12 protein-coding genes, 2 tRNA genes and 1 pseudogene are annotated in these 21,490 nt (G+C 23.1%); all 15 read left to right on the top strand.

The features are described 5' to 3' along the window. Positions 1–75 precede the first annotated feature (75 nt). The 15 genes and pseudogenes from rplJ (at position 76) to pnp (ending at position 21,315) form a co-directional block, all read left to right on the top strand. Positions 76–564, top strand: a complete 489-nt coding sequence (gene rplJ, locus GJU00_RS01595; protein ID WP_168893566.1) for a 50S ribosomal protein L10 — start codon at positions 76–78, stop codon at positions 562–564. 47 nt (positions 565–611) lie between these two features. Beyond that, positions 612–977, top strand: coding sequence for a 50S ribosomal protein L7/L12 (gene rplL, locus GJU00_RS01590; protein WP_168893565.1), 366 nt, complete (start codon positions 612–614; stop codon positions 975–977). Between the two features lie 105 nt (positions 978–1,082). Next, positions 1,083–5,108 carry a DNA-directed RNA polymerase subunit beta gene (rpoB, locus tag GJU00_RS01585; RefSeq protein WP_168893564.1) on the top strand — a complete coding sequence of 1,342 codons (4,026 nt, stop codon included), beginning with the start codon at positions 1,083–1,085 and terminating at the stop codon, positions 5,106–5,108. A gap of 50 nt (positions 5,109–5,158) precedes the next feature. Further along, complete coding sequence (gene rpoC / locus GJU00_RS01580) at positions 5,159–9,364, top strand: DNA-directed RNA polymerase subunit beta' (RefSeq protein WP_168893563.1); 4,206 nt, start codon at positions 5,159–5,161, stop codon at positions 9,362–9,364. 151 nt (positions 9,365–9,515) lie between these two features. Then, the gene (locus GJU00_RS01575) at positions 9,516–10,148 is read left to right on the top strand and encodes an RlmE family RNA methyltransferase (protein ID WP_168893562.1); all 633 of its coding nucleotides are present in this window, start codon (positions 9,516–9,518) and stop codon (positions 10,146–10,148) included. 36 nt (positions 10,149–10,184) lie between these two features. After that, positions 10,185–11,996, top strand: a pseudogene (gene ftsH, locus GJU00_RS01570) (ATP-dependent zinc metalloprotease FtsH); the annotation flags it as partial. 801 nt (positions 11,997–12,797) lie between these two features. Continuing rightward, complete coding sequence (gene secG / locus GJU00_RS01565) at positions 12,798–13,061, top strand: preprotein translocase subunit SecG (protein ID WP_168893560.1); 264 nt, start codon at positions 12,798–12,800, stop codon at positions 13,059–13,061. Positions 13,062–13,078: 17 nt separating this feature from the next. Then, positions 13,079–13,169 (top strand) — tRNA-Leu (locus GJU00_RS01560). A gap of 52 nt (positions 13,170–13,221) precedes the next feature. Beyond that, positions 13,222–13,298, top strand: a tRNA-Met gene (locus GJU00_RS01555). A gap of 249 nt (positions 13,299–13,547) precedes the next feature. Then, on the top strand, positions 13,548–15,050 hold the full coding sequence (gene nusA, locus GJU00_RS01550; RefSeq protein WP_168893559.1) for a transcription termination factor NusA: 1,503 nt from the start codon (positions 13,548–13,550) through the stop codon (positions 15,048–15,050). 29 nt (positions 15,051–15,079) lie between these two features. Further along, on the top strand, positions 15,080–17,437 hold the full coding sequence (infB, locus tag GJU00_RS01545; RefSeq protein WP_168893558.1) for a translation initiation factor IF-2: 2,358 nt from the start codon (positions 15,080–15,082) through the stop codon (positions 17,435–17,437). 66 nt (positions 17,438–17,503) lie between these two features. Continuing rightward, positions 17,504–17,860, top strand: coding sequence for a 30S ribosome-binding factor RbfA (gene rbfA, locus GJU00_RS01540; protein ID WP_168893557.1), 357 nt, complete (start codon positions 17,504–17,506; stop codon positions 17,858–17,860). A 28-nt stretch (positions 17,861–17,888) separates the two neighbouring features. Beyond that, a complete protein-coding gene (gene truB / locus GJU00_RS01535) occupies positions 17,889–18,836 on the top strand; it encodes a tRNA pseudouridine(55) synthase TruB (RefSeq protein WP_168893556.1) in 948 nt (315 codons plus the stop codon). 21 nt (positions 18,837–18,857) lie between these two features. Then, entirely contained in the window at positions 18,858–19,127 is a 270-nt protein-coding gene (gene rpsO / locus GJU00_RS01530; RefSeq protein ID WP_168893555.1) for a 30S ribosomal protein S15, read from the top strand. Positions 19,128–19,218: 91 nt separating this feature from the next. Further along, entirely contained in the window at positions 19,219–21,315 is a 2,097-nt protein-coding gene (gene pnp / locus GJU00_RS01525; protein ID WP_168893554.1) for a polyribonucleotide nucleotidyltransferase, read from the top strand. Positions 21,316–21,490: the final 175 nt, after the last annotated feature.

The raw sequence follows: 21,490 nt of genomic DNA, 5'->3' as shown, positions 1-21,490 counted from the left end.
ATTTCACTTTACAAAAATTTTTTTTATATTACAATCATAATTTTTAATAAAAAATAGGAGTGCAATCATTTTAGAATGTCATTAAATATTACAAAAAAAAAAATGATTATTGCAAAAATAAGTAAAATAAATAAACATGCTTTGTCAGCTGTTATTGCTGATTTTTGTGGTGTTAATAGTAATAATTTAAATGAATTAAGGAAAAAAAGTAGAAAAAATGATATTATTATAAGTATTGTAAGAAATAAATTATTAAAATTAATTATTAAAAATAGTAATTTTAAATGTTTAGAACCTTTCATAAAAGGTCCTATATTAATTGCGTATTCACTAAAACATCCTGGAGCCGCTGCTCGTTTATTTAATAATTTTAGTAAATTAAATGAAAATTTTAAAATTAAAGTAGCAGCATTTGATAATAAAATAATAAATAGTGAAAATATTAACCTTTTAGCTGATTTACCTACATATAAAGAAGCTATAACACGTTTTATAGTAATTATAAAAGATATTTCTATAGGAAAATTTCTTAGAATTTTACTTGCAATTAAGAATATCAAATAAATTTATTTTATTTTAAAAAATATTATTATTTTTAGGAAAGTATTATTATGTCAATAACTAAAGAGCAAATTATAAAGGCTATAGAATCTATGTCAATTATGGATTTAATGGAATTAATAAGTTCTATAGAAAAAAAATTTGGTGTTTCTAGTATAACAAATGAAAAAAATAGTAATCAAGATAAAGTCGAAAAAGAAGAACAAACAGAATTTAATATATACTTAAAAAGTATAGGAAAAAATAAAATTTCTGTTATCAAAGCCGTTAGAAGTATAATGGGTTTAGGATTAAAAGAAGCTAAAGATTTAGTTGAATCTGCTCCTGTAATATTAAAAGAATCTATTAATAAAACAGAAGCATTAGATTTAGAATCTAAATTAAAAATTTCTGGAGCAGAAATAGAAATTAAATAATTTTTTAATAATTTAAATAAAAATTTATTTATATAAAATAATATTTAATAGCATAAATATTAATTTAATTAAATTGTTTAATTGATCAGATAACTGAGGAACCATATGGTTTATTCTCAAACTGAAAAAAAACGTATTCGTAAAGATTTTGGAAAAAGACTTCAAGTTTTAAATATTCCATATTTACTATCTATCCAAATTGATTCATTTAAAAAATTTATAAAAAAAGATCTTACAGGACAATATGGTTTAGAAGCTGCATTTAAAAGTATATTTCCTATAACTAGTTATAGTGGTCATGCAAAATTAGCATATGTAGATTATCGTTTAGAAAAATCACTATTTAGTGTTAAAGAATGTCATACAAGAGGTATGACTTATTCTGCTCCTATAAAAGTAATATTACGATTAATTATTTATGATAAAGAAAAACCTGAATTATCAATTAAAAACATACGTGAACAAGAAGTATATATGGGTGAAATACCATTAATGACTAAAAATGGTACTTTTATCGTTAATGGTATTGAACGTGTTGTTGTTTCACAATTACATAGAAGCCCAGGTGTTTTTTTTGATAGTGATAAAGGTAAAACACATTCTTCAGGAAAAATATTATATAATGCTCGTATTATTCCTTATAGAGGTTCTTGGTTAGATTTTGAATTTGATCCTAAAGATAATATTTTTGTACGTATAGATAGAAGAAGAAAATTACCGGTTACAGTTATTTTACGTGCTTTAAACTACGATATAGAAGAAATATTAGATATCTTTTTTGAAAAAGATATTTATGAAATAAAAAATAATCAAATAGAAATGTTATTAATACCCGATAGACTAAGGGGAGAAACAGCATTTTTCGATATTAAATCTAACAATATTACTTATGTCGAAAAAGGCAAAAGAATTACAATACGTCATATTAATCAACTAAAAAAAAAAAATTTAAAATGTATAAATATTCCTATAGAATATATGATAGGAAAGAGAGTTATCAAGGATTATATTAATCCAACAACAGGAGAAGTAATTATTTCTGCAAATTCTCCTTTATCTCTAGAGATCATTAATCAAATTTTTAAAAATAATAATATTATTGAAACTATTTTTACTAATGATTTAGATCATGGAAATTATATTTCTGAAACATTAAAAATAGATAGTACAATTACACGGTTAGATGCTTTAGTAGAAATTTATAGAATGATGCGTCCTGGAGAACCTCCTACAAAAGAAGCGGCAGAAATTTTATTTAAAAAATTATTTTTCATGGAAGATCGTTATGATTTATCTCCTGTAGGAAGAATGAAATTTAATCGTTCTTTATCAAGAAAATCTATTTTTGGTTCTGGAATTTTAAGTAAAGAAGATATTATTGATGTTATTAAAAAATTAATTAATATCCGTAATGGTACTGGAAATATTGATGATATTGATCATTTAGGAAATAGAAGAATTCGTTCAATTGGAGAAATGGCAGAAAATCAATTTCGCATAGGTTTAATACGTGTTGAAAGAGCAGTTAGAGAAAGATTATCTTTAGGAGATATTGAAACTATCTTACCTCAAGATATGATTAATGCTAAACCGATTTCTGCTGCTTTAAAGGAATTTTTTTGTTCTAGTCAATTATCACAATTTATGGATCAAAATAATCCATTATCAGAAATTACACATAAACGACGTATTTCTGCTTTAGGACCTGGAGGATTAACTAGAGAAAGAGCTGGCTTTGAAGTTAGAGATGTACATCCTACACATTATGGTAGAATATGTCCTATTGAAACTCCAGAAGGACCTAATATAGGTTTAATAAATTCTTTATCAGTATATGCAAGAACAAATCAATACGGATTTTTGGAATCACCATATAGATTAATAAAAAATGGATTTGTTACTGATAGTATTAAATATTTATCTTCAATAGAAGAAGGTAATTTCATTATTGCACAAGCTAATACTAATATTAATGAAGAAAAATATATAATTGATAAATTTATTACATGCCGTTATAAAGGTGAATCAGGTTTATTTAAAAAAGAACAAGTTCATTATATGGATGTTTCTACACAACAAATTGTTTCTATAGGTGCTTCTTTAATTCCTTTTTTAGAGCATGATGATGCTAATCGTGCTTTAATGGGAGCAAATATGCAGAGACAAGCTGTTCCTACGTTAAAAACAGAAAAACCTTTAGTAGGAACTGGAATGGAAAGAATTGTAGCAGTTGATTCAGGTGTTACCGTAATTGCAAAAAATTCTGGAATTATACAATATGTAGATGCTTCTCGTATTATAATAAAAAAAGATAATAACGATACTATTAATATTAAAAATGATATAGATATATATCATTTAGAAAAATATATAAGATCAAATCAAAATACATGTATTAATCAGATCCCATCCGTAAATTTAGGAGAATTAGTTAAAAAAGGAGATGTATTAGCAGATGGCCCTGCTACAGATTTAGGAGAATTAGCATTAGGTCAAAATATGAGAGTAGCTTTCATGCCATGGAATGGTTATAATTTTGAAGATTCTATTTTATTATCAGAAAAAGTTGTTCAAGAAGATAAATTTACTACTATACATATACAAGAATTATCTTGTATATCTCGTGATACTAAGTTAGGTCAAGAAGAAATTACCTCTGATATACCAAATGTTAGTGAATCTTCTTTATCTAAATTAGATGAATCTGGTATTGTATATGTTGGAGCTGAAGTAAAAAATGGAGATATTCTTGTAGGTAAAGTAACTCCTAAGGGAGAAACACAATTATCACCAGAAGAAAAATTATTACGTGCTATTTTTGGTGAAAAAGCTTCTGATGTAAAAGATACTTCTTTACGTGTTCCTAACGGTGTATATGGGACTGTTATTGATGTGCAAATTTTTACAAGAGAAGGTGTAAAAAAAGATAAAAGAACTATAGAAATAGAAGAAATGCAATTAAAGCAAGTAAAAGAAGATTTATTTGCTGAACAAAAAATTTTTGAACAAAATATATTATTAACTATAAAAAATTTTTTATTAAAAAATAATTTTCTTAAAAAAGAAAATATAAAAATTTTTGATATAAACTTCATTATTTTATTACAAGCAAAATTAAAAAATTATCAATTAGATAATTTTATTAAACAATATAAAGAAATAAAGGATATTTTTGAAAAAAAAATTAAATTACAAAAAAATAAAATTATGCAAGGGAATGATTTAGCACCTGGTATTTTAAAAATTATTAAAGTAAATTTAGCTGTAAAAAGACAAATACAATCAGGTGATAAAATGGCAGGAAGACATGGAAATAAAGGAGTTATTTCTAAAATTTGTCCTGTAGAAGACATGCCTTATGATGAAAATGGGGTTCCAATTGATATTATTTTAAATCCATTAGGAGTTCCATCTAGAATGAATATAGGACAAATATTAGAAACTCATTTAGGCATGGCTGCAAAAGGTATTGGAAATAAAATTAATATTTTATTAAAAGAAAAAACAAAGATAGATAAAATACGTACCTTTCTTCATAAAGCATATAGTATTGGTAATAATATACGTCAAAAAATAGATTTAGATAATTTTACTGATAGTGAAATAAATACATTAGCAAATAATTTAAAAAAAGGAATGCCTATTGCTACTCCAGTTTTTGATGGTGCTCAAGAACAAGAAATAAAAGAATTATTAAAATTATCCGGTTTACCAATTTCTGGACAAATTAAATTATATGATGGACGTACAGGAGAAGCTTTTGAAAGACCGGTTACTGTAGGATACATGTATATGTTAAAATTAAATCATTTAGTAGATGATAAAATGCATGCTAGATCTACAGGTTCATATAGTCTTGTAACGCAACAACCATTAGGGGGAAAAGCTCAATTTGGTGGGCAAAGATTTGGAGAAATGGAAGTTTGGGCTTTAGAAGCATATGGAGCTGCATATACTTTACAAGAAATGTTAACAATTAAATCTGATGATGTAAATGGTAGAACTAAAATGTATAAAAATATTGTGGATGGTAATCATCAGATGGAAGCTGGTATTCCAGAATCTTTTAATGTTTTACTTAAAGAAATACGTTCATTAGGTATAAATATAAGTTTAGAAAATACAGAATAATAATTTTATATTAAAATTTTGTTAGTTAATATAATTGAGGTAATAAATTTGTGAAAGATTTATTTAATTTTTTAAAATCACAAAAAAAAATAGAAGAATTTGATTCAATAAAACTTTCTCTAGCTTCTTCTGATATGATAAAATCTTGGTCTTTTGGAGAAGTCAAAAAACCTGAAACAATTAATTACCGTACTTTTAAACCTGAAAGGGATGGTTTATTTTGTGCTCGTATTTTTGGACCTATTAAAGACTATGAATGTTTATGCGGTAAATATAAACGTTTAAAACATAGAGGTGTTGTTTGTGAAAAATGTGGTGTTGAAGTTACGCAAACTAAAGTTAGACGAGATAGAATGGGTCATATTGAATTAGCATCTCCAATTGCTCATATATGGTTTTTAAAATCTTTACCTTCTAGAATAGGTTTATTACTTAATATGCCCTTAAGAGATATAGAAAAAGTCTTATATTTTGAATCTTATGTTGTTATTAAAGAAGGTATGTCCTCATTAAAAAAAAAGCAAATTTTATCTGAAGAACAGTATTTAGATTTATTAGAAGAATTTGGAAATGAATTTGAAGCTAAAATAGGAGCTGAAGCTATACAATATTTATTAAAAAATATTAATTTAAAACAAGAATGTAAACTATTACGTCATGAATTATATAATACAAATTCAGAAACTAAAAGAAAAAAAATAGCTAAAAGAATTAAATTATTAGAATCTTTTATAAGTTCAGGTAATAAACCAGAATGGATGATAATGAATATATTACCTGTATTACCTCCTGACTTAAGACCTTTAGTACCTTTAGATGGAGGTAGATTTGCAACATCAGATTTAAATGATTTATATCGTAGAGTTATTAATCGTAATAACAGATTAAAACGTTTACTAGAATTATCAGCTCCTGATATTATAGTAAAAAATGAAAAAAGAATGTTACAAGAAGCTGTTGATGCATTACTAGATAATGGAAGAAGAGGTAAAGCTATCACAGGTTCTAATAAACGTCCTTTAAAATCATTAGCAGATATGATTAAAGGTAAACAAGGAAGATTTAGACAAAATTTATTAGGTAAAAGAGTTGATTATTCAGGAAGATCTGTTATAACAGTAGGTCCTTATTTACGTTTACACCAATGTGGTTTACCTAAAAAAATGGCATTAGAATTATTTAAACCATTTATATATGGTAAATTAGAAATTAAAGGTTTTGCAAATACTATTAAAGCTGCAAAAAAAATGGTAGAAAAAGAAGACTCAATAGTATGGGATATATTAGAAGAAGTAATTAAAGAACATCCTATCTTATTAAATAGAGCACCTACTTTACATAGATTAGGTATACAAGCTTTTGAACCTATTCTAATTGAAGGTAAAGCAATACAATTACATCCTTTAGTATGTGCAGCTTATAATGCTGATTTTGATGGTGATCAAATGGCTGTTCATATTCCTTTAACATTAGAAGCTCAATTAGAAGCAAGAATTTTAATGATGTCTACTAATAATATTTTATCACCAGCAAATGGAGAACCAATTATTGTTCCATCACAAGATGTAGTATTAGGTATATATTACATGACTAAAGATAAAATTAATGCATATGGGGAAGGAATGATATTAACAGGTCCTAAAGAAGTAGAACGTGCATATAATTCAGGACAAGTAGATTTACATTCTCGTGTTAAAGTTAAAATTAAAGAATATACAAAAAATTCATTAACAAATAAATGGATTAAGAATTATATTCTTGTCGATACTACAATTGGAAGGGCTATTTTTTGGAATCAAGTACCTAAAGGAATACCTTATCATATGGTAAATAAAACTTTAGGGAAAAAGGATATTTCTAATATTCTTAATATATGTTATAGAATTTTAGGATTAAAAGCTACAGTTATTTTTGCTGACCAAATTATGTATACTGGATTTAAGTATGCTACTAAATCAGGTTCTTCTGTTGGTATAGATGATATAATTATCCCAAATAATAAAACTGAAATTATTAATGAAGCAAAATTAGAAGTTAATGAAATTCAAGAACAATTTCAATCAGGTCTTGTTACTTCTGGGGAGAGATATAATAAAGTAATTGATATCTGGGCTGCTGCAAATGAAAAAATAGCTAAATCTATGATGAAAAATTTATCAGTAGAAAAAATAATTGATAAGAAAGGTAATTTAATTAAACAAAGTTCTTTCAATAATATTTTTATGATGGCAGATTCTGGTGCTAGAGGTTCTGCAGCACAAATTAGACAGTTAGCTGGAATGAGAGGTTTAATGGCCAAACCTGATGGTTCTATTATTGAAACTCCAATTATTGCTAATTTTAGAGAAGGTTTAAATGTTTTACAATATTTTATATCTACCCATGGTGCTAGAAAGGGATTAGCAGATACTGCTTTAAAAACAGCTAATTCTGGATATTTAACGAGAAGGTTAGTAGATGTAGCACAAGATTTAGTTATAACAGAAAATGATTGTCATACTTTAGGAGGAATAAGAATTTCTTCTATTATTACAGGAGGAGATATAAAAGAATCGTTAAGAGAAAGAGTGTTAGGTAGAGTAACAGCAGAAGATGTAGTACAAACAGATGGTAAAACAATTTTAATTCGTAATAATACATTATTAAATGAAAAATATTGTGATATTTTAGAAAAAAATTCAATTGATAATATTAAAGTAAGATCTGTTGTTAGTTGTGAAACTTCTTTTGGAGTATGTGCACATTGTTATGGTCGTGATTTAGCTAGAGGACATATTATAAATAAAGGAGAAGCAATAGGTGTTATTGCAGCTCAATCTATAGGTGAACCGGGTACACAATTAACAATGAGAACATTTCATATTGGAGGAGCTGCTTCAAGATCTGCCGCAGAATCTAGTATACAAGTTAAAGATAATGGAATTATTAAATTAATAAATACAAAATCTGTTATAAATACTACTAATAAATTAGTAGTAATTTCTAGAAATGCTGAATTAAAAGTTATTGATCACTTAAATAAAATTATAGAAAGTTATAAAATACCATATGGTGCGATCATAACAAAAAAAAATGGTTCTCATATTATTGCTGGTGAAATAGTTTCATATTGGGATCCTCATAGTATGCCAATTATTACTGAGGTTACTGGAAAAATAAAATTTATTGATATATTAGAAGGACAAACTGTTATAAAACAAACTGACGATTTAACAGGATTAGTATCTATAGTTGTATTGGATACTTCAGAACGACCTTCTTTAGGTAGAGATCTTAGACCTATGATTAAAATTTTAGATAAGAATAATGAAGATATAATTGTACCTGGTACAGATATGCCAGCACATTATTTTTTACCTAATAAATCTATAATTCATTTAAAAGATGGAAATATAATTAATATAGGTGATGTTTTGGCAAAAGTTCCTCAAGAATCCGGGGGAACTAAAGATATCACTGGAGGACTTCCAAGAGTAGCAGATTTATTTGAAGCAAGAAAACCTAAAGATGCTGCTATTTTAGCAGAAATTAGTGGTATTATTTCATTTGGTAAAGAAACAAAAGGAAAAAGAAGAATAATAATTACACCTATGAATTCAGATATAGAACCATATGAAGAAATGATCCCTAAATGGAGACAATTAAATATTTTTGAAGGTGAAATAATTAATAAAGGAGATATTATTTCAGATGGTCCTGAATCTCCACATGATATCTTAAGATTAAGAGGTGTAAATGCTGTTACTAATTATATAATTAATGAAGTACAAGATGTTTATCGATTACAAGGCGTAAAGATTAATGATAAACATATAGAAGTAATTATACGTCAAATGTTACGTAAAGCTACTATAATAAAAATGGGGGATTCTTGTTTTTTAGAGGGAGAACAAGTAGAAGTTTTTAAAATTATTACAGAAAATAAAAAATTAAAAGATCAGGGGAAAAATATAGCATTATATAATCGTGATTTATTAGGTATTACTAAAGCATCTTTAGCTACTTCTTCTTTTATTTCAGCTGCTTCTTTCCAAGAAACAACAAGAGTTTTAACAGAATCATCTGTAGCAGGAAAAAGTGACAAATTAAAAGGACTAAAAGAAAATGTAATTGTAGGTAGATTAATTCCTGCAGGAACTGGATACTCCTATCATACAAATCGTATTAATAAAAAGAATATTGATAAAAAAACAAATAATATTTCTTCAGCAGATTCTGCTGCTGCTAATTTAACTGAATTATTAAATGCTAATTAAAAATTATATATTTAAAATAAAACATAATTTTTTAATATGAATAATATCATAAGTTTATTCTTTACAAATTGTAATATTTAAAATTTTTTGATACTATTATTAAAAATTATTTTATGAAATAAATATTTAATATTCTAAAATAAATAATTTTATGAATTATAAAAAAAATAGAAAATCTAAAATATGGTTAAAAAATAATTTTAAAGATTTTTATATAAAAAAAGTTCAAAAAAATATTAATAAATATAGATCAAGATCATGGTTTAAATTAGCAGAAATAGAAAAAATAGATAAAATTTTTAAAAAAGGTATGACTATAATTGATTTAGGATCTTCCCCTGGTGGATGGTCTAGTTTTGCTTCATTAAAAATTGGTAATAAAGGAAAAATTATTTCATGTGATATATTACCAATGAAGAATATTAAAAATGTTAATTTTTATCAAGGTAATATATGTAATTCTATTTTTTTTAATAAAATAATAGAAAAACTTAATAAAATAAAAGTACATATGATAATGTCTGATATGTCTCCTAATATTTCTGGGATAAAAGAAATAGATATACCTCGGATTATTTATTTAAATGAATTAACTTTAAAATTATGTTATTCTCATTTAAAACATAATGGAATTTTTTTAGTAAAAACTTTTCAAAGTCATGAACTAATCCGATATTATAATAAGATTAATTCTATATTTAAAATAGTTAAAATTAGAAAACCTAATGCTTCAAGATCTCAATCAAGTGAAATTTATATTGTTGCAAAAAAATATAAAAATTAATATATAATATACTATAAAGTTACAAGGGGTTATTTTTTGAAAGATATGGCAAAAAATCTAATTTTCTGGTTAGCAATTACAGTCATATTTATATCTGTTTTCCAGAGTTTAAATCCAAATAAATTTAATAAAAAAAATCAAATTTCATATTCAACTTTTTTATCTGAAATTAAACAAAATAAAATAATTAAAACGAGTATTAATGGTAGAAAAATTCATGTTTTTAGAAAGGATAATAGTCGTTATATTACTTATTTACCAATGAGTGATCCTAATTTACTAAAAGTACTATTTTTAAAAAAAATTAAGATATTAGGAGAACCTCTTCCAAAACCTAGCATATTATTATCTATTTTTATTGCATGGTTTCCAATGTTCTTATTAATTGGTATTTGGATTTTTTTTATTCGTCAATTACAAAATAGTAGTAAAGGAGCTTTATCTTTTGGGAAAAGTAAAGCACAAATTTTAACATCAAATCAAATCAAAATTACATTTAATGATGTTGCTGGATGTGATGAAGCAAAAGAAGAAGTTAGAGAATTAGTAGATTATTTAAAAGAACCTAAAAAATTTCAAAAATTAGGAGGTAAAATTCCTAAAGGTATTTTAATGGTTGGACCTCCAGGAACAGGTAAAACTTTATTAGCTAAAGCTATAGCAGGAGAATCAAAAGTACCATTTTTTATTATTTCAGGTTCTGATTTTGTAGAAATGTTTGTAGGTGTAGGAGCTTCAAGAGTAAGAGATATGTTTAATCAAGCTAAAAAATTAGCTCCATGTATTATTTTTATTGATGAAATAGATGCAGTAGGAAGACAAAGAGGTGCAGGTTTAGGAGGAGGTCATGATGAAAGAGAACAAACATTAAATCAAATGTTAGTAGAAATGGATGGTTTTAATAATAATGAAAGTATTATAGTAATTGCTGCAACTAATCGTCCCGATGTATTAGATCCTGCTCTTTTAAGACCTGGACGTTTTGATCGTCAAGTAACAGTAGGTTTACCAGATATAAGAGGAAGAGAACAAATTTTAAAAATACATATTAAAAATGTACCTATTTCAAAAGAAGTAGATTTAAAAATTTTAGCTAGAGGTACTCCAGGTTTTTCAGGTGCTGATTTAGCAAATTTAATAAATGAAGCAGCTTTATTAGCAGCTCGTCAAAATTATAATGTTGTTTCTATGTTAGAATTAGAAAAAGCAAAAGATAAAATTATGATGGGTACAGAAAGACGTTCTTTAGTAATGACAGAAAAACAAAAAGAGGCAACTGCTTATCATGAAGCAGGTCATGTAATTATAGGAAGATTAGTTCCAGATCACGATCCAGTACATAAAGTTACAATTATTCCTAGGGGGCGAGCATTAGGAGTTACATTTTTTTTACCTGAAATTGATATTATTAGTATCAGTCGTCAAAGATTAGAAAGTAAAATATCTACATTATATGGAGGTAGAATTGCTGAAGAAATAATTTACGGAGAAAAATATGTATCAACAGGGTCCTCAAATGATATTAAAGTTGCAACTAATATTGCAAGAAAGATGGTAACACAATGGGGTTTTTCTAAAAAATTAGGACCTTTATTATATACAGAAGAAGAAGAAGAAATTTTTTTAGGAAGATCAGTTGCTAAAGCTAAACATATGTCTGATGATACAGCAAAAATTATTGATCAGGAAGTAAAATATTTAATAGAAGAAAATTATAATAGATCATTTAAAATTTTAAAAAATAATATTGATATTTTACATAACATGAAAAATACACTTATAAAATATGAAACAATAGGTTCAATGCAAATTGATGATTTAATGAATAGAAAAGAAGTTAGACCGCCAGAATATGATAAAAAAAATAAAATTTAAAAAATAAATAATTTATGATATTTTATAAAAAACAAGAAAATTTATAATATGAAATATCATAAATATATTGTAATAAGATTTAAGGTTAAGATATTTTAAATAAATTTTTAATAACTTATAATTTTATTACTGAATTAGATATTTTTATAAAAAATATTAAAAATTAACTTATATATAATAATAACATCATTAATTTATTAAAATTTTTTTTAAACTATTTATAATCACAATTAAAATTGTGAATAAAAAAATTATAATAAATAAAATAAATAATAATTTAAAAAATTAATTCTAATTATATCAGATAAATAATAAATATGACTAATTTTACTAATTTAATAACTTTAGAAAAAATTATTAAATTTTAGTAAAATTTAGTTTTTTTTTTAATAAAATAAACTAATAACATTATATATATTTTATATATTATTAATATTGTTTATATTATTTATAAATTTTATTTTAAATTAATAAGAATATTTAAAAAATAAAAGTTATAGTAACTAAAATTATTTATTTAAATTTAGAATTATCCTAAAAAATATTAGTATATTATTATATAGCTAATAATATTAGAGATAATATATTAAAAAAATAGTAATTTAGATCTAAAATATCTAAATATATTATATTTATTCTTTCTAAAATTATTAATTATTTTATTAAAATAAGAATAATTTTTTAAAAATAAAAAATTATATTGCAATTATTAATAATTGATATATAATTAAAATAATTAATATTTAATTAAAAAGCTATTTTGTTAACTTTTTTATGTATAAATTATTGCTAGTTTTATTTGTTTTTATTGCAACTATTTTAGTTGGTATTATCATGTTTCAAAATAATGATGATATAGATATTAGTGCATCATCAAGTAATACAAAATCACCTTTTAATACAAATACATCTAATAAAATATTAACTAGAAGTATTATTTTACTTGCATCTTTATTTTTTATTATTAGCTTATTACTAAGTAATATTAATGTAAAAAAATATATAAAAAATATTAAATTACATAATATAAAAAAATAAAATATAAGTATGATTTTACCGAGGTGGTGAAATTGGTAAACACGCTACCTTGAGGTGGTAGTGCCCTATTATTTGGGTTTACGGGTTCAAATCCCGTCTTCGGTACCAAAATTGTTATTGCATTATTTATATTTTTAGCATATCATATTATTTAAGTAGACGCGGGGTGGAGCAGTTTGGTAGCTCGTCGGGCTCATAACCCGAAGGTCGTTGGTTCAAATCCAACTCCCGCAACCAAATACCACATTATATTTAATCCTAAATTATATTTTATATATAGATAAGTAAATCTATAATATCCAAAATAATTTTTTATATATATTTACGAATTATATAAAAAAGTATTAATAAATTAATTTTATTAAAATAATTATATTTATATTTAAATAATAAGATATTTATTTAAAAAATAAACACACTAATATTAATGTTTTAATATAATCTAGTTTTCTAATTTTAAGAATTAAATATTTAAGGATAACTAGGATGAATAAAGAAATGTTAGCTGTTATTGAAGCTGTTTCTAATGAAAAATCTTTACCTCGTGAAAAAATATTTGAAGCTATGGAAAGTGCTTTAGCTAGTGCCACAAAAAAAAAATATGAACAAGATATAGAAGTATTAGTAAATATTGATCGTAAAAATGGAGATTTTAATACCTTTAGAAGGTGGCTAATTGTAAAAAAAGTTCATTATCCTACAAAAGAAATTACATTAGATGCAGCACGTATTGAAGATAATACTCTAAATTTAGGTGATTATATTTATGATAAAATTAAATCTATTGACTTTAACCGAATAACAACACAGACTGCTAAACAAGTTATTGTACATAAAGTAAGAGAAGCAGAAAAAGCTATTACTATTGCTCAATTTAAAAAACAGGAAGGAAAAATTTTAAGTGGTATTGTTAAAAAAGTAAATAGAGGACATTTAAATTTAGATTTAGGACATGGTGCTAATGCCATTATTTTACGTTCTGATATGTTACCAAGAGAAAATTTTAGATTAGGAGATAGAATAAGAGGTTTATTATTTTATATAAAAGAAGATATTAAAGAAACACAATTATTTATAAGTAGATCAAAAATACAAATGTTAATTGAATTATTTCATATTGAAGTACCTGAAATAGAAGAAGGATTAATTGAAATTAAAGGAGTAGCACGAGATCCCGGATCTAGATCAAAAATTGCGGTTAAAACAAATGATAAAAGAATTGATCCAGTAGGTGCTTGTGTAGGAATGAGAGGAGCTAGAGTACAAGCAATTTCTAATGAATTAAATGGAGAACGTATCGATATTGTACTATGGAATGCAAATCCTGAAAAATTTGTTATTAATGCTATGTCACCTGCTGATATATCAGTAATTATTTTAAATGAAAAAAAACATATTATAGATATTGCAGTTGAAGAAAATAATTTAGCGCAAGCTATTGGTAGAAATGGTCAAAATATTCGTTTAGCATCACAATTAAGTGGTTGGGAATTAAATGTTATGACTAAACATGATTTGTATCATAAACATAAAAAAGAAAAAAGTAATATTATAAATATGTTTATAAAATATTTAAATATTAAATATGAGTTATCAAAAAAAATAGTTGAAGATGGGAAAATATCTTCTTTTAAAGAATTAGTATCAATACCAATTGAAAAATTAAATGAAATAACTAATATTTTTAATATAAAAATTAATGATTTAAAAAAAATAAAAAAATTAGCAGCAAATACTTATAAAAATTTATCTCTAAAAAAGAAAAATAATATTAATAATAAATTTAAAAAAAAACTGTTAAAATTAAAAGGAATGAATAATGAATTATCTGAATCTTTAATAAATAAAGGAATTTTAACTATTGAAAAGTTAGCAGAACAAAGTATTGAAGATTTATCTGACATAGATAATCTAAATAAAATAAGAGCAGGAAAAATAATTATGTCTGCACGTAATATTTGTTGGTTTAATAAAAAAAATGATAATTAATTAATTTTGACAATAGAGGAGTAGACAGCATGACAGATGCTGTTATAACTATAAAATTATTAGCTAGTAAAATTAAAATTTCAGTAAAAAATATAATTAAATATTTTGCTGATATAGGTATTTCTAAATTAGAAAATGATATAGTTAGTAAAGAAGAAAATAAAAAATTTTTAATATATTTAAAAAATAAAAAAATAAAAAATTTTAAATTATTAAATATAAATCATAAATCTAATAAATTATTAGATAATGAGAAAATTTTTTTATCTAAAGATAAAAAAAATTTATTAAAACAAACATCATTAAAAATTAATAATTATCCTTTATCTAAAAAAAAAAAATTGAAAAAATTTAAACAATTTATTAAAAATAATGATAAAAAAATATATAATACAGATTATAAAAAAAATTTAGAATTAAATAAAAAAAAAATAAATAAAAATAAAAAATATTATAAGAAAAAAATAAATAATAAAAATTTAAATAATAATATTTTTAATAAAAAAATATATAATAAAAAAAAATATAAAAATAATAAAGAAAATAAAAAAAAAATTATTAATAATAAATACAAAAAAAAATTTTCTAAATTATATCAAAATTTTAATAAACCAGTTAAAAACATTAATCGTAATATCATTATTAATGATACTATTAGTATCACTGAATTATCTAATAAAATGGCAGTTAAAAGTTCAAAACTTATAAAAATTATAATTAATATGGGAGAAAAATTTACTAATATTAATCAGCTTTTAAATCAAGAAACAGCTCAATTAATTGCAGAAGAAATGGGACATAAAGTTATATTACGTTGTGAAAATGATATAGAAAAATCATTAATTAATAATGAAGATCAAATTAATAAAATATCTATTATAAGACCTCCAATAGTAACAATTATGGGTCATGTAGATCATGGTAAGACTTCGTTATTAGACTATATTTTTTCAAGTAATATAACTTCAAAAGAATCTGGAGGTATTACCCAGTATATTAATGCATATCAAATAAAATTTAATAATAAAAAAATTACATTTCTTGATACTCCAGGACATGAATCTTTCACTTCAATGAGGTTAAGAGGAGTTCAAGTTACTGATATAATAATTCTAGTTATTGCAATTGATGATGGAGTTATGCCACAAACTATAGAAGCAATTAAATATGCTAAAAAAACTAAATTACCAATAATAGTTGTAATTAATAAAATTGATAAAAAAATTTCAAATCTTGAACAAATAAAAAATGAATTAAGTAGGTATGATATTATTTCTGAAGAATGGGGCGGAGATAATATTTTTGTTAAAGTTTCAGCTAAAACAGGAGAAGGAATAAATAATTTATTAAATACTATCTTATTACAAGCTGAAATATTAGAATTAAAAGCTATTAATAAAGGTATTGCAAAGGGAATTGTCATTGAATCTTTTTTAGATAAAGGTAAAGGACCTATAGCTAGTGTTTTAATTAAAGAAGGAATGTTAAAAAAAGGTAATATAGTACTTTGTGGATATACTTATGGAAAAATTAAAGGATTAATAAATTATAAAGGTTTAAATATTTTACAAGCCGGCCCATCAACTCCTATTAAAATAATAGGTTTATCAGAAATTCCACATGCTGGAGATAATTTAATCGTAGTAAATAATGAAAAACAAGCTAAAGAAATAGCATCATATAGAAAAAATAAATATAGAGAAATACAATTATCTAATAAACAAAAACAATTTAAAAAAGTTTTCTTAGATTTAAATAATAAAAATATTCATGAAATAAATATTTTATTAAAAGCTGATGTACAGGGTTCTCTAGAAGCAATCACAACTACGTTAATTAATTTATCTAATGATAAAATAAATATTAAAATTATTTATTCTGGTGTTGGAGAAATTACTGAAACAGATATTTCAATGGCAATGGCTAATTTAGCAAAACATGTAATTATTATTGGTTTTAATGTAAAAGCAAGTAAGAATGTGAAAAATATAATGAAAATAGAAAATATAAAAATTAAATTTTTTATAATTATTTATGATTTAATTAATTATATGAAAAAACATATACAAAAAATCTTAGTTCCTGAATATAAAGAATTAACTTTAGGTCTTGCAGATGTTAGAAGTATTTTTACTATACCTAAAATTGGGGTGATAGCTGGATGTCTAGTAACATATGGAATAATTAAACGTAATAATTTAATTAAATTATTTAGAAATAATAAAATTTTTTATAAAGGTGTTATAGATTCTTTAAGAAGATTTAAAGAAAGTGTTAATGAAGTACGTAATGGAATGGAATGTGGGATTAGTATTAAAAATTTTAATGATATTCATATAGGAGATAAAATTGAAATTTTTGAAACGAATGAACTTATAAAAAAATAGTTATTTAAAAAATAATTTTTGTTATTAAAAATAACATTATAAAATATATCAAAAAGGAGTGTTTTATTGTATCGAAATTTACGTATTTCATATGAATTAAAAAAACAAATAGCAAAAATCTTACAACATAATATTAATGATATAAGAATAAATAAATTTTGTAATATTACTGATATAGTAATATCGAAAGATTTTTCATATGCAAAAATTTTTGTAATTTTATCATATAAAGAAGAAAAATTAAAAAATAAAAAAAATTCACTTTTTTATTTAAATAAAACTACAGAATATATTAGATATATTCTTAAAAAAAAAATAAATTTACGTAAAATACCAAAAATAAAATTTTTTTTGGATTCTTCTTTTAAAGAAGGTAAATATATTAGTAATATTTTAAATAATTTAAAAATTAAAAAAAAATAATTATAATTTAAATTATAATTTTTTAAAAATGTTAAAAATAAAAAAAAAAAAAGAAATAAATGGTTTATTATTACTTGATAAATCTATAGGATTTACATCTAATCAAATCCTTCAAAATATTAAAAATATTTTTAATGTAAAAAAAGCAGGACATACAGGTACTTTAGATCCTTTAGCTAGTGGTTTATTACCAATATGTTTAGGAAAATGTACTAAATTTAGTCAATATTTACTAAATTCAAATAAAGTTTATTTAGTTACTGCTATTTTAGGGGAAAAAACAAATACTGCTGATAAATATGGTTTTCTTATTAAAAAAAAAAATGTTAATATATCTATAAAAGATCTTATTAAAGTAATAAATTTATTTAAAGGAAAGATTAAACAATATCCTCCTATGTATTCTGCAATTAAATATAAAGGAATACCTCTTTATAAATATGCTAGATCAGGAGTAATTTTTTCTCATCTAAAAAAAAGAAAGATTACAGTTTATCAAATTAAATTATTAAAATTTTATGAAAATAAAATTAAATTAAAAATTAATTGTTCTAAAGGAACATATATTCGTAGTATTATTGATGAATTAGGAGATAAATTAAATTGTGGAGCTCATGTAATCAAATTACGCAGAATACAAATATCACATATTTCTATTTTACATAAGAATGTAATAACCATTGAACAATTACAAACATTAATTATAAATTATCGAAATAATAAACTAAATATTTTTTTAATAAAAAAGTTATTATTACCTATTAATTATATTATAAATAATATTCCTAAATTATATTTATCTAATTTTTTAATAAAAAAAATAATAAATGGTGAAAAAATAAAAATAACATCTATAATAGATAAAAAAATATTCCGTATATTTGAAAAAATATTTCATAATTTTATAGGTGTTTGTCATATTAATAACAAAGGTTATATAATTAAATGTAAATTAATAAATTTTATTAATTTATAAATAATTTAATGGAGTTAAGTTATGTATTTTAATACAAAAAAAAAAGCACAAATTATTAAACAGTATGAAATTAGTCCTAAAGATAAAGGATCAACAAGAGTACAAATAGCTTTACTAACATTTAAAATTAATTATTTACATAAACATTTTACTATCCATAAAAAAGATCATCATAGTCGTCGAGGACTTCTCCATATGATATCACAACGTAGAAAATTATTAAATTATTTAAAAAAAAAAAAATTACATGATTATAATATATTAATTGAAAATTTAGGGTTAAGAAAATAAAAATATTTTAATATTATCTATATTAATTATAGATTTTAAAATAAATTTATTTTTTTAATATAAAAAAGTTTTTATTTAAAGGATATTTATTTTGTTAAACCCGATTATTCATAGATTTTGTTATGGTAATAATACTGTAACTATTGAAACAGGGATGATAGCTAGACAAGCAACATCTTCTGTAATGGTTAGTATTGATGATACAGCTGTTTTCGTAACTTTAGTAGTAAATAATGAAGTAAAATTAGAACAAAATTTTTTCCCTTTATCAGTACATTATCAAGAAAAATTATATGCTGCTGGTCGTGTTCCTGGAAATTTTTTTCGTAGAGAAGGACGTCCTAGTGAAAATGAAATATTAATTTCTCGTTTAATTGATCGTCCTATAAGACCTTTATTTAAAAAAGGTTTTTTAAATGAAACTCAAATTATTGCAACCGTAATGTCCCTAAATCCTGAAATAAATCCAGATATTGTAGCTATTATTGGGGCTTCTACTGTTTTAAATTTATCAGGTATTCCTTTTAATGGACCATTTGGAACTGCACGTGTTGGGTATATTAATAATCAATATATACTAAATCCTAGTATACAAGAAATGGAAAATAGTGAATTAGATTTAATTGTTACTAGTACTAAAAAAGCTATACTAATGGTAGAAGCTAAATCTAATTTATTAACTGAAGACCAAATTTTAGATGCAATAATATATGGACATAATCAACAACAAATTTTAATTAATAATATCGTTCAATTATCAGATAAAGTAAAAAAAAAATCTCGTGAATGGATTTTATATCCTTTAAATGAGAAGCTTAAAGAAAAAGTAATTTTTTTATCATATAAAAAATTAATAAAAGCATATAATATAAAAAAAAAACAAGATAGAGTTCATATAATTGATTCTATAAAATTAAAAACTCTTGAAGTTTTTAAAAAAGAAAAAGAATATGAAAATATTTCAATTTATGATTTAAATGAAATTTTTTATGACTTAGAAAAAAAAATAGTACGTAAAAATATTACAGAAAAAAATCTTAGAATTGATGGTCGTGAACATGATATGATACGTAATTTAGATGTACGTATAGGTATTTTACCAAGAACTCATGGTTCTGCTTTGTTTACAAGAGGGGAAACACAGTCTTTAGTTACTGCTACATTAGGAACAACAAGAGATGCTCAATTATTAGATGATTTAATAAATAATAGAACAGATAATTTTTTATTTCATTATAATTTTCCTCCTTATTCTGTTGGTGAAACAGGTATAATGAGTTCTCCTAAAAGACGTGAAATTGGTCATGGTAATTTAGCTAAAAAATCTTTAATACCAGTAATGCCTAATCTAGATATTTTTCCTTATACAATCCGTATTGTATCTGAAATTACAGAATCTAATGGTTCATCATCTATGGCCTCAGTATGTGGAGCGTCCTTAGCAATGATGGATGCAGGAATTCCAATTAAAAATGCTGTAGCAGGTATAGCAATGGGTTTAATTAAAGAAAAAAATAATTTTATAGTATTATCTGATATTTTAGGTGATGAAGATCATTTAGGTGATATGGATTTTAAGGTAGCAGGAACTAAAACTGGTATTACTGCTTTACAAATGGATATGAAAATAGAAGGAATTACATATAAAATAATAAAATTAGCTTTATTTCAAGCAAAATTAGCTAGATTACATATTTTGAAAGTAATGAAACAAGCTATTTCTTTTCCTAGAAGAAATATTTCAGAATTTGCTCCAAGAATTCATACAATAAAAATTAATCCAGAAAAAATTAAAGATATGATAGGTAAAGGAGGATCTGTTATTAGAGCTTTAACAGAAGAAACTGATACAATTATCGAAATAGAAGATAATGGAATTGTAAAAATTGCAGCTAAAAATAATGAAAAAATTAGATTTGCAATTAGACGTATAGAAGAAATTACTGCAGATATTATTGTGGGACAAATATATAATGGTAAAGTTGTACGTATTGTTGATTTTGGTGCTTTTATTTCGATAGGAAATGGTAAAGAAGGATTAGTACATATTTCTCAAATTACGCATAAACATGTAAATAAAGTAAGTGATTATTTACAATTATTACAAAAGGTACTTGTTAAAGTGATGGAAATTGATAAACAAGGAAGAATAAGATTAAGTATAAAAGCTGTTATTAAAAAAAATTAATTTTTTAAAAATTTTTTTATAAAAAATTATTTACAAATAATTATATAAATTATTTTAATAAATAATATTTTTAAAAATATGTATATTTACTAATATAGTAATTTATAAAAATTAATTGTAAAATTATTATTTATATTAAATAATTTTTATTATTTGTAATTATGTTTATATTAAA

Origin of the sequence: Enterobacteriaceae endosymbiont of Donacia simplex, assembly GCF_012568645.1 — a bacterium.
Lineage (GTDB): Bacteria > Pseudomonadota > Gammaproteobacteria > Enterobacterales > Enterobacteriaceae.
Note: the sequence above shows the minus strand (reverse complement) of the source record. Positions and strands in the feature narration are given on the sequence as shown.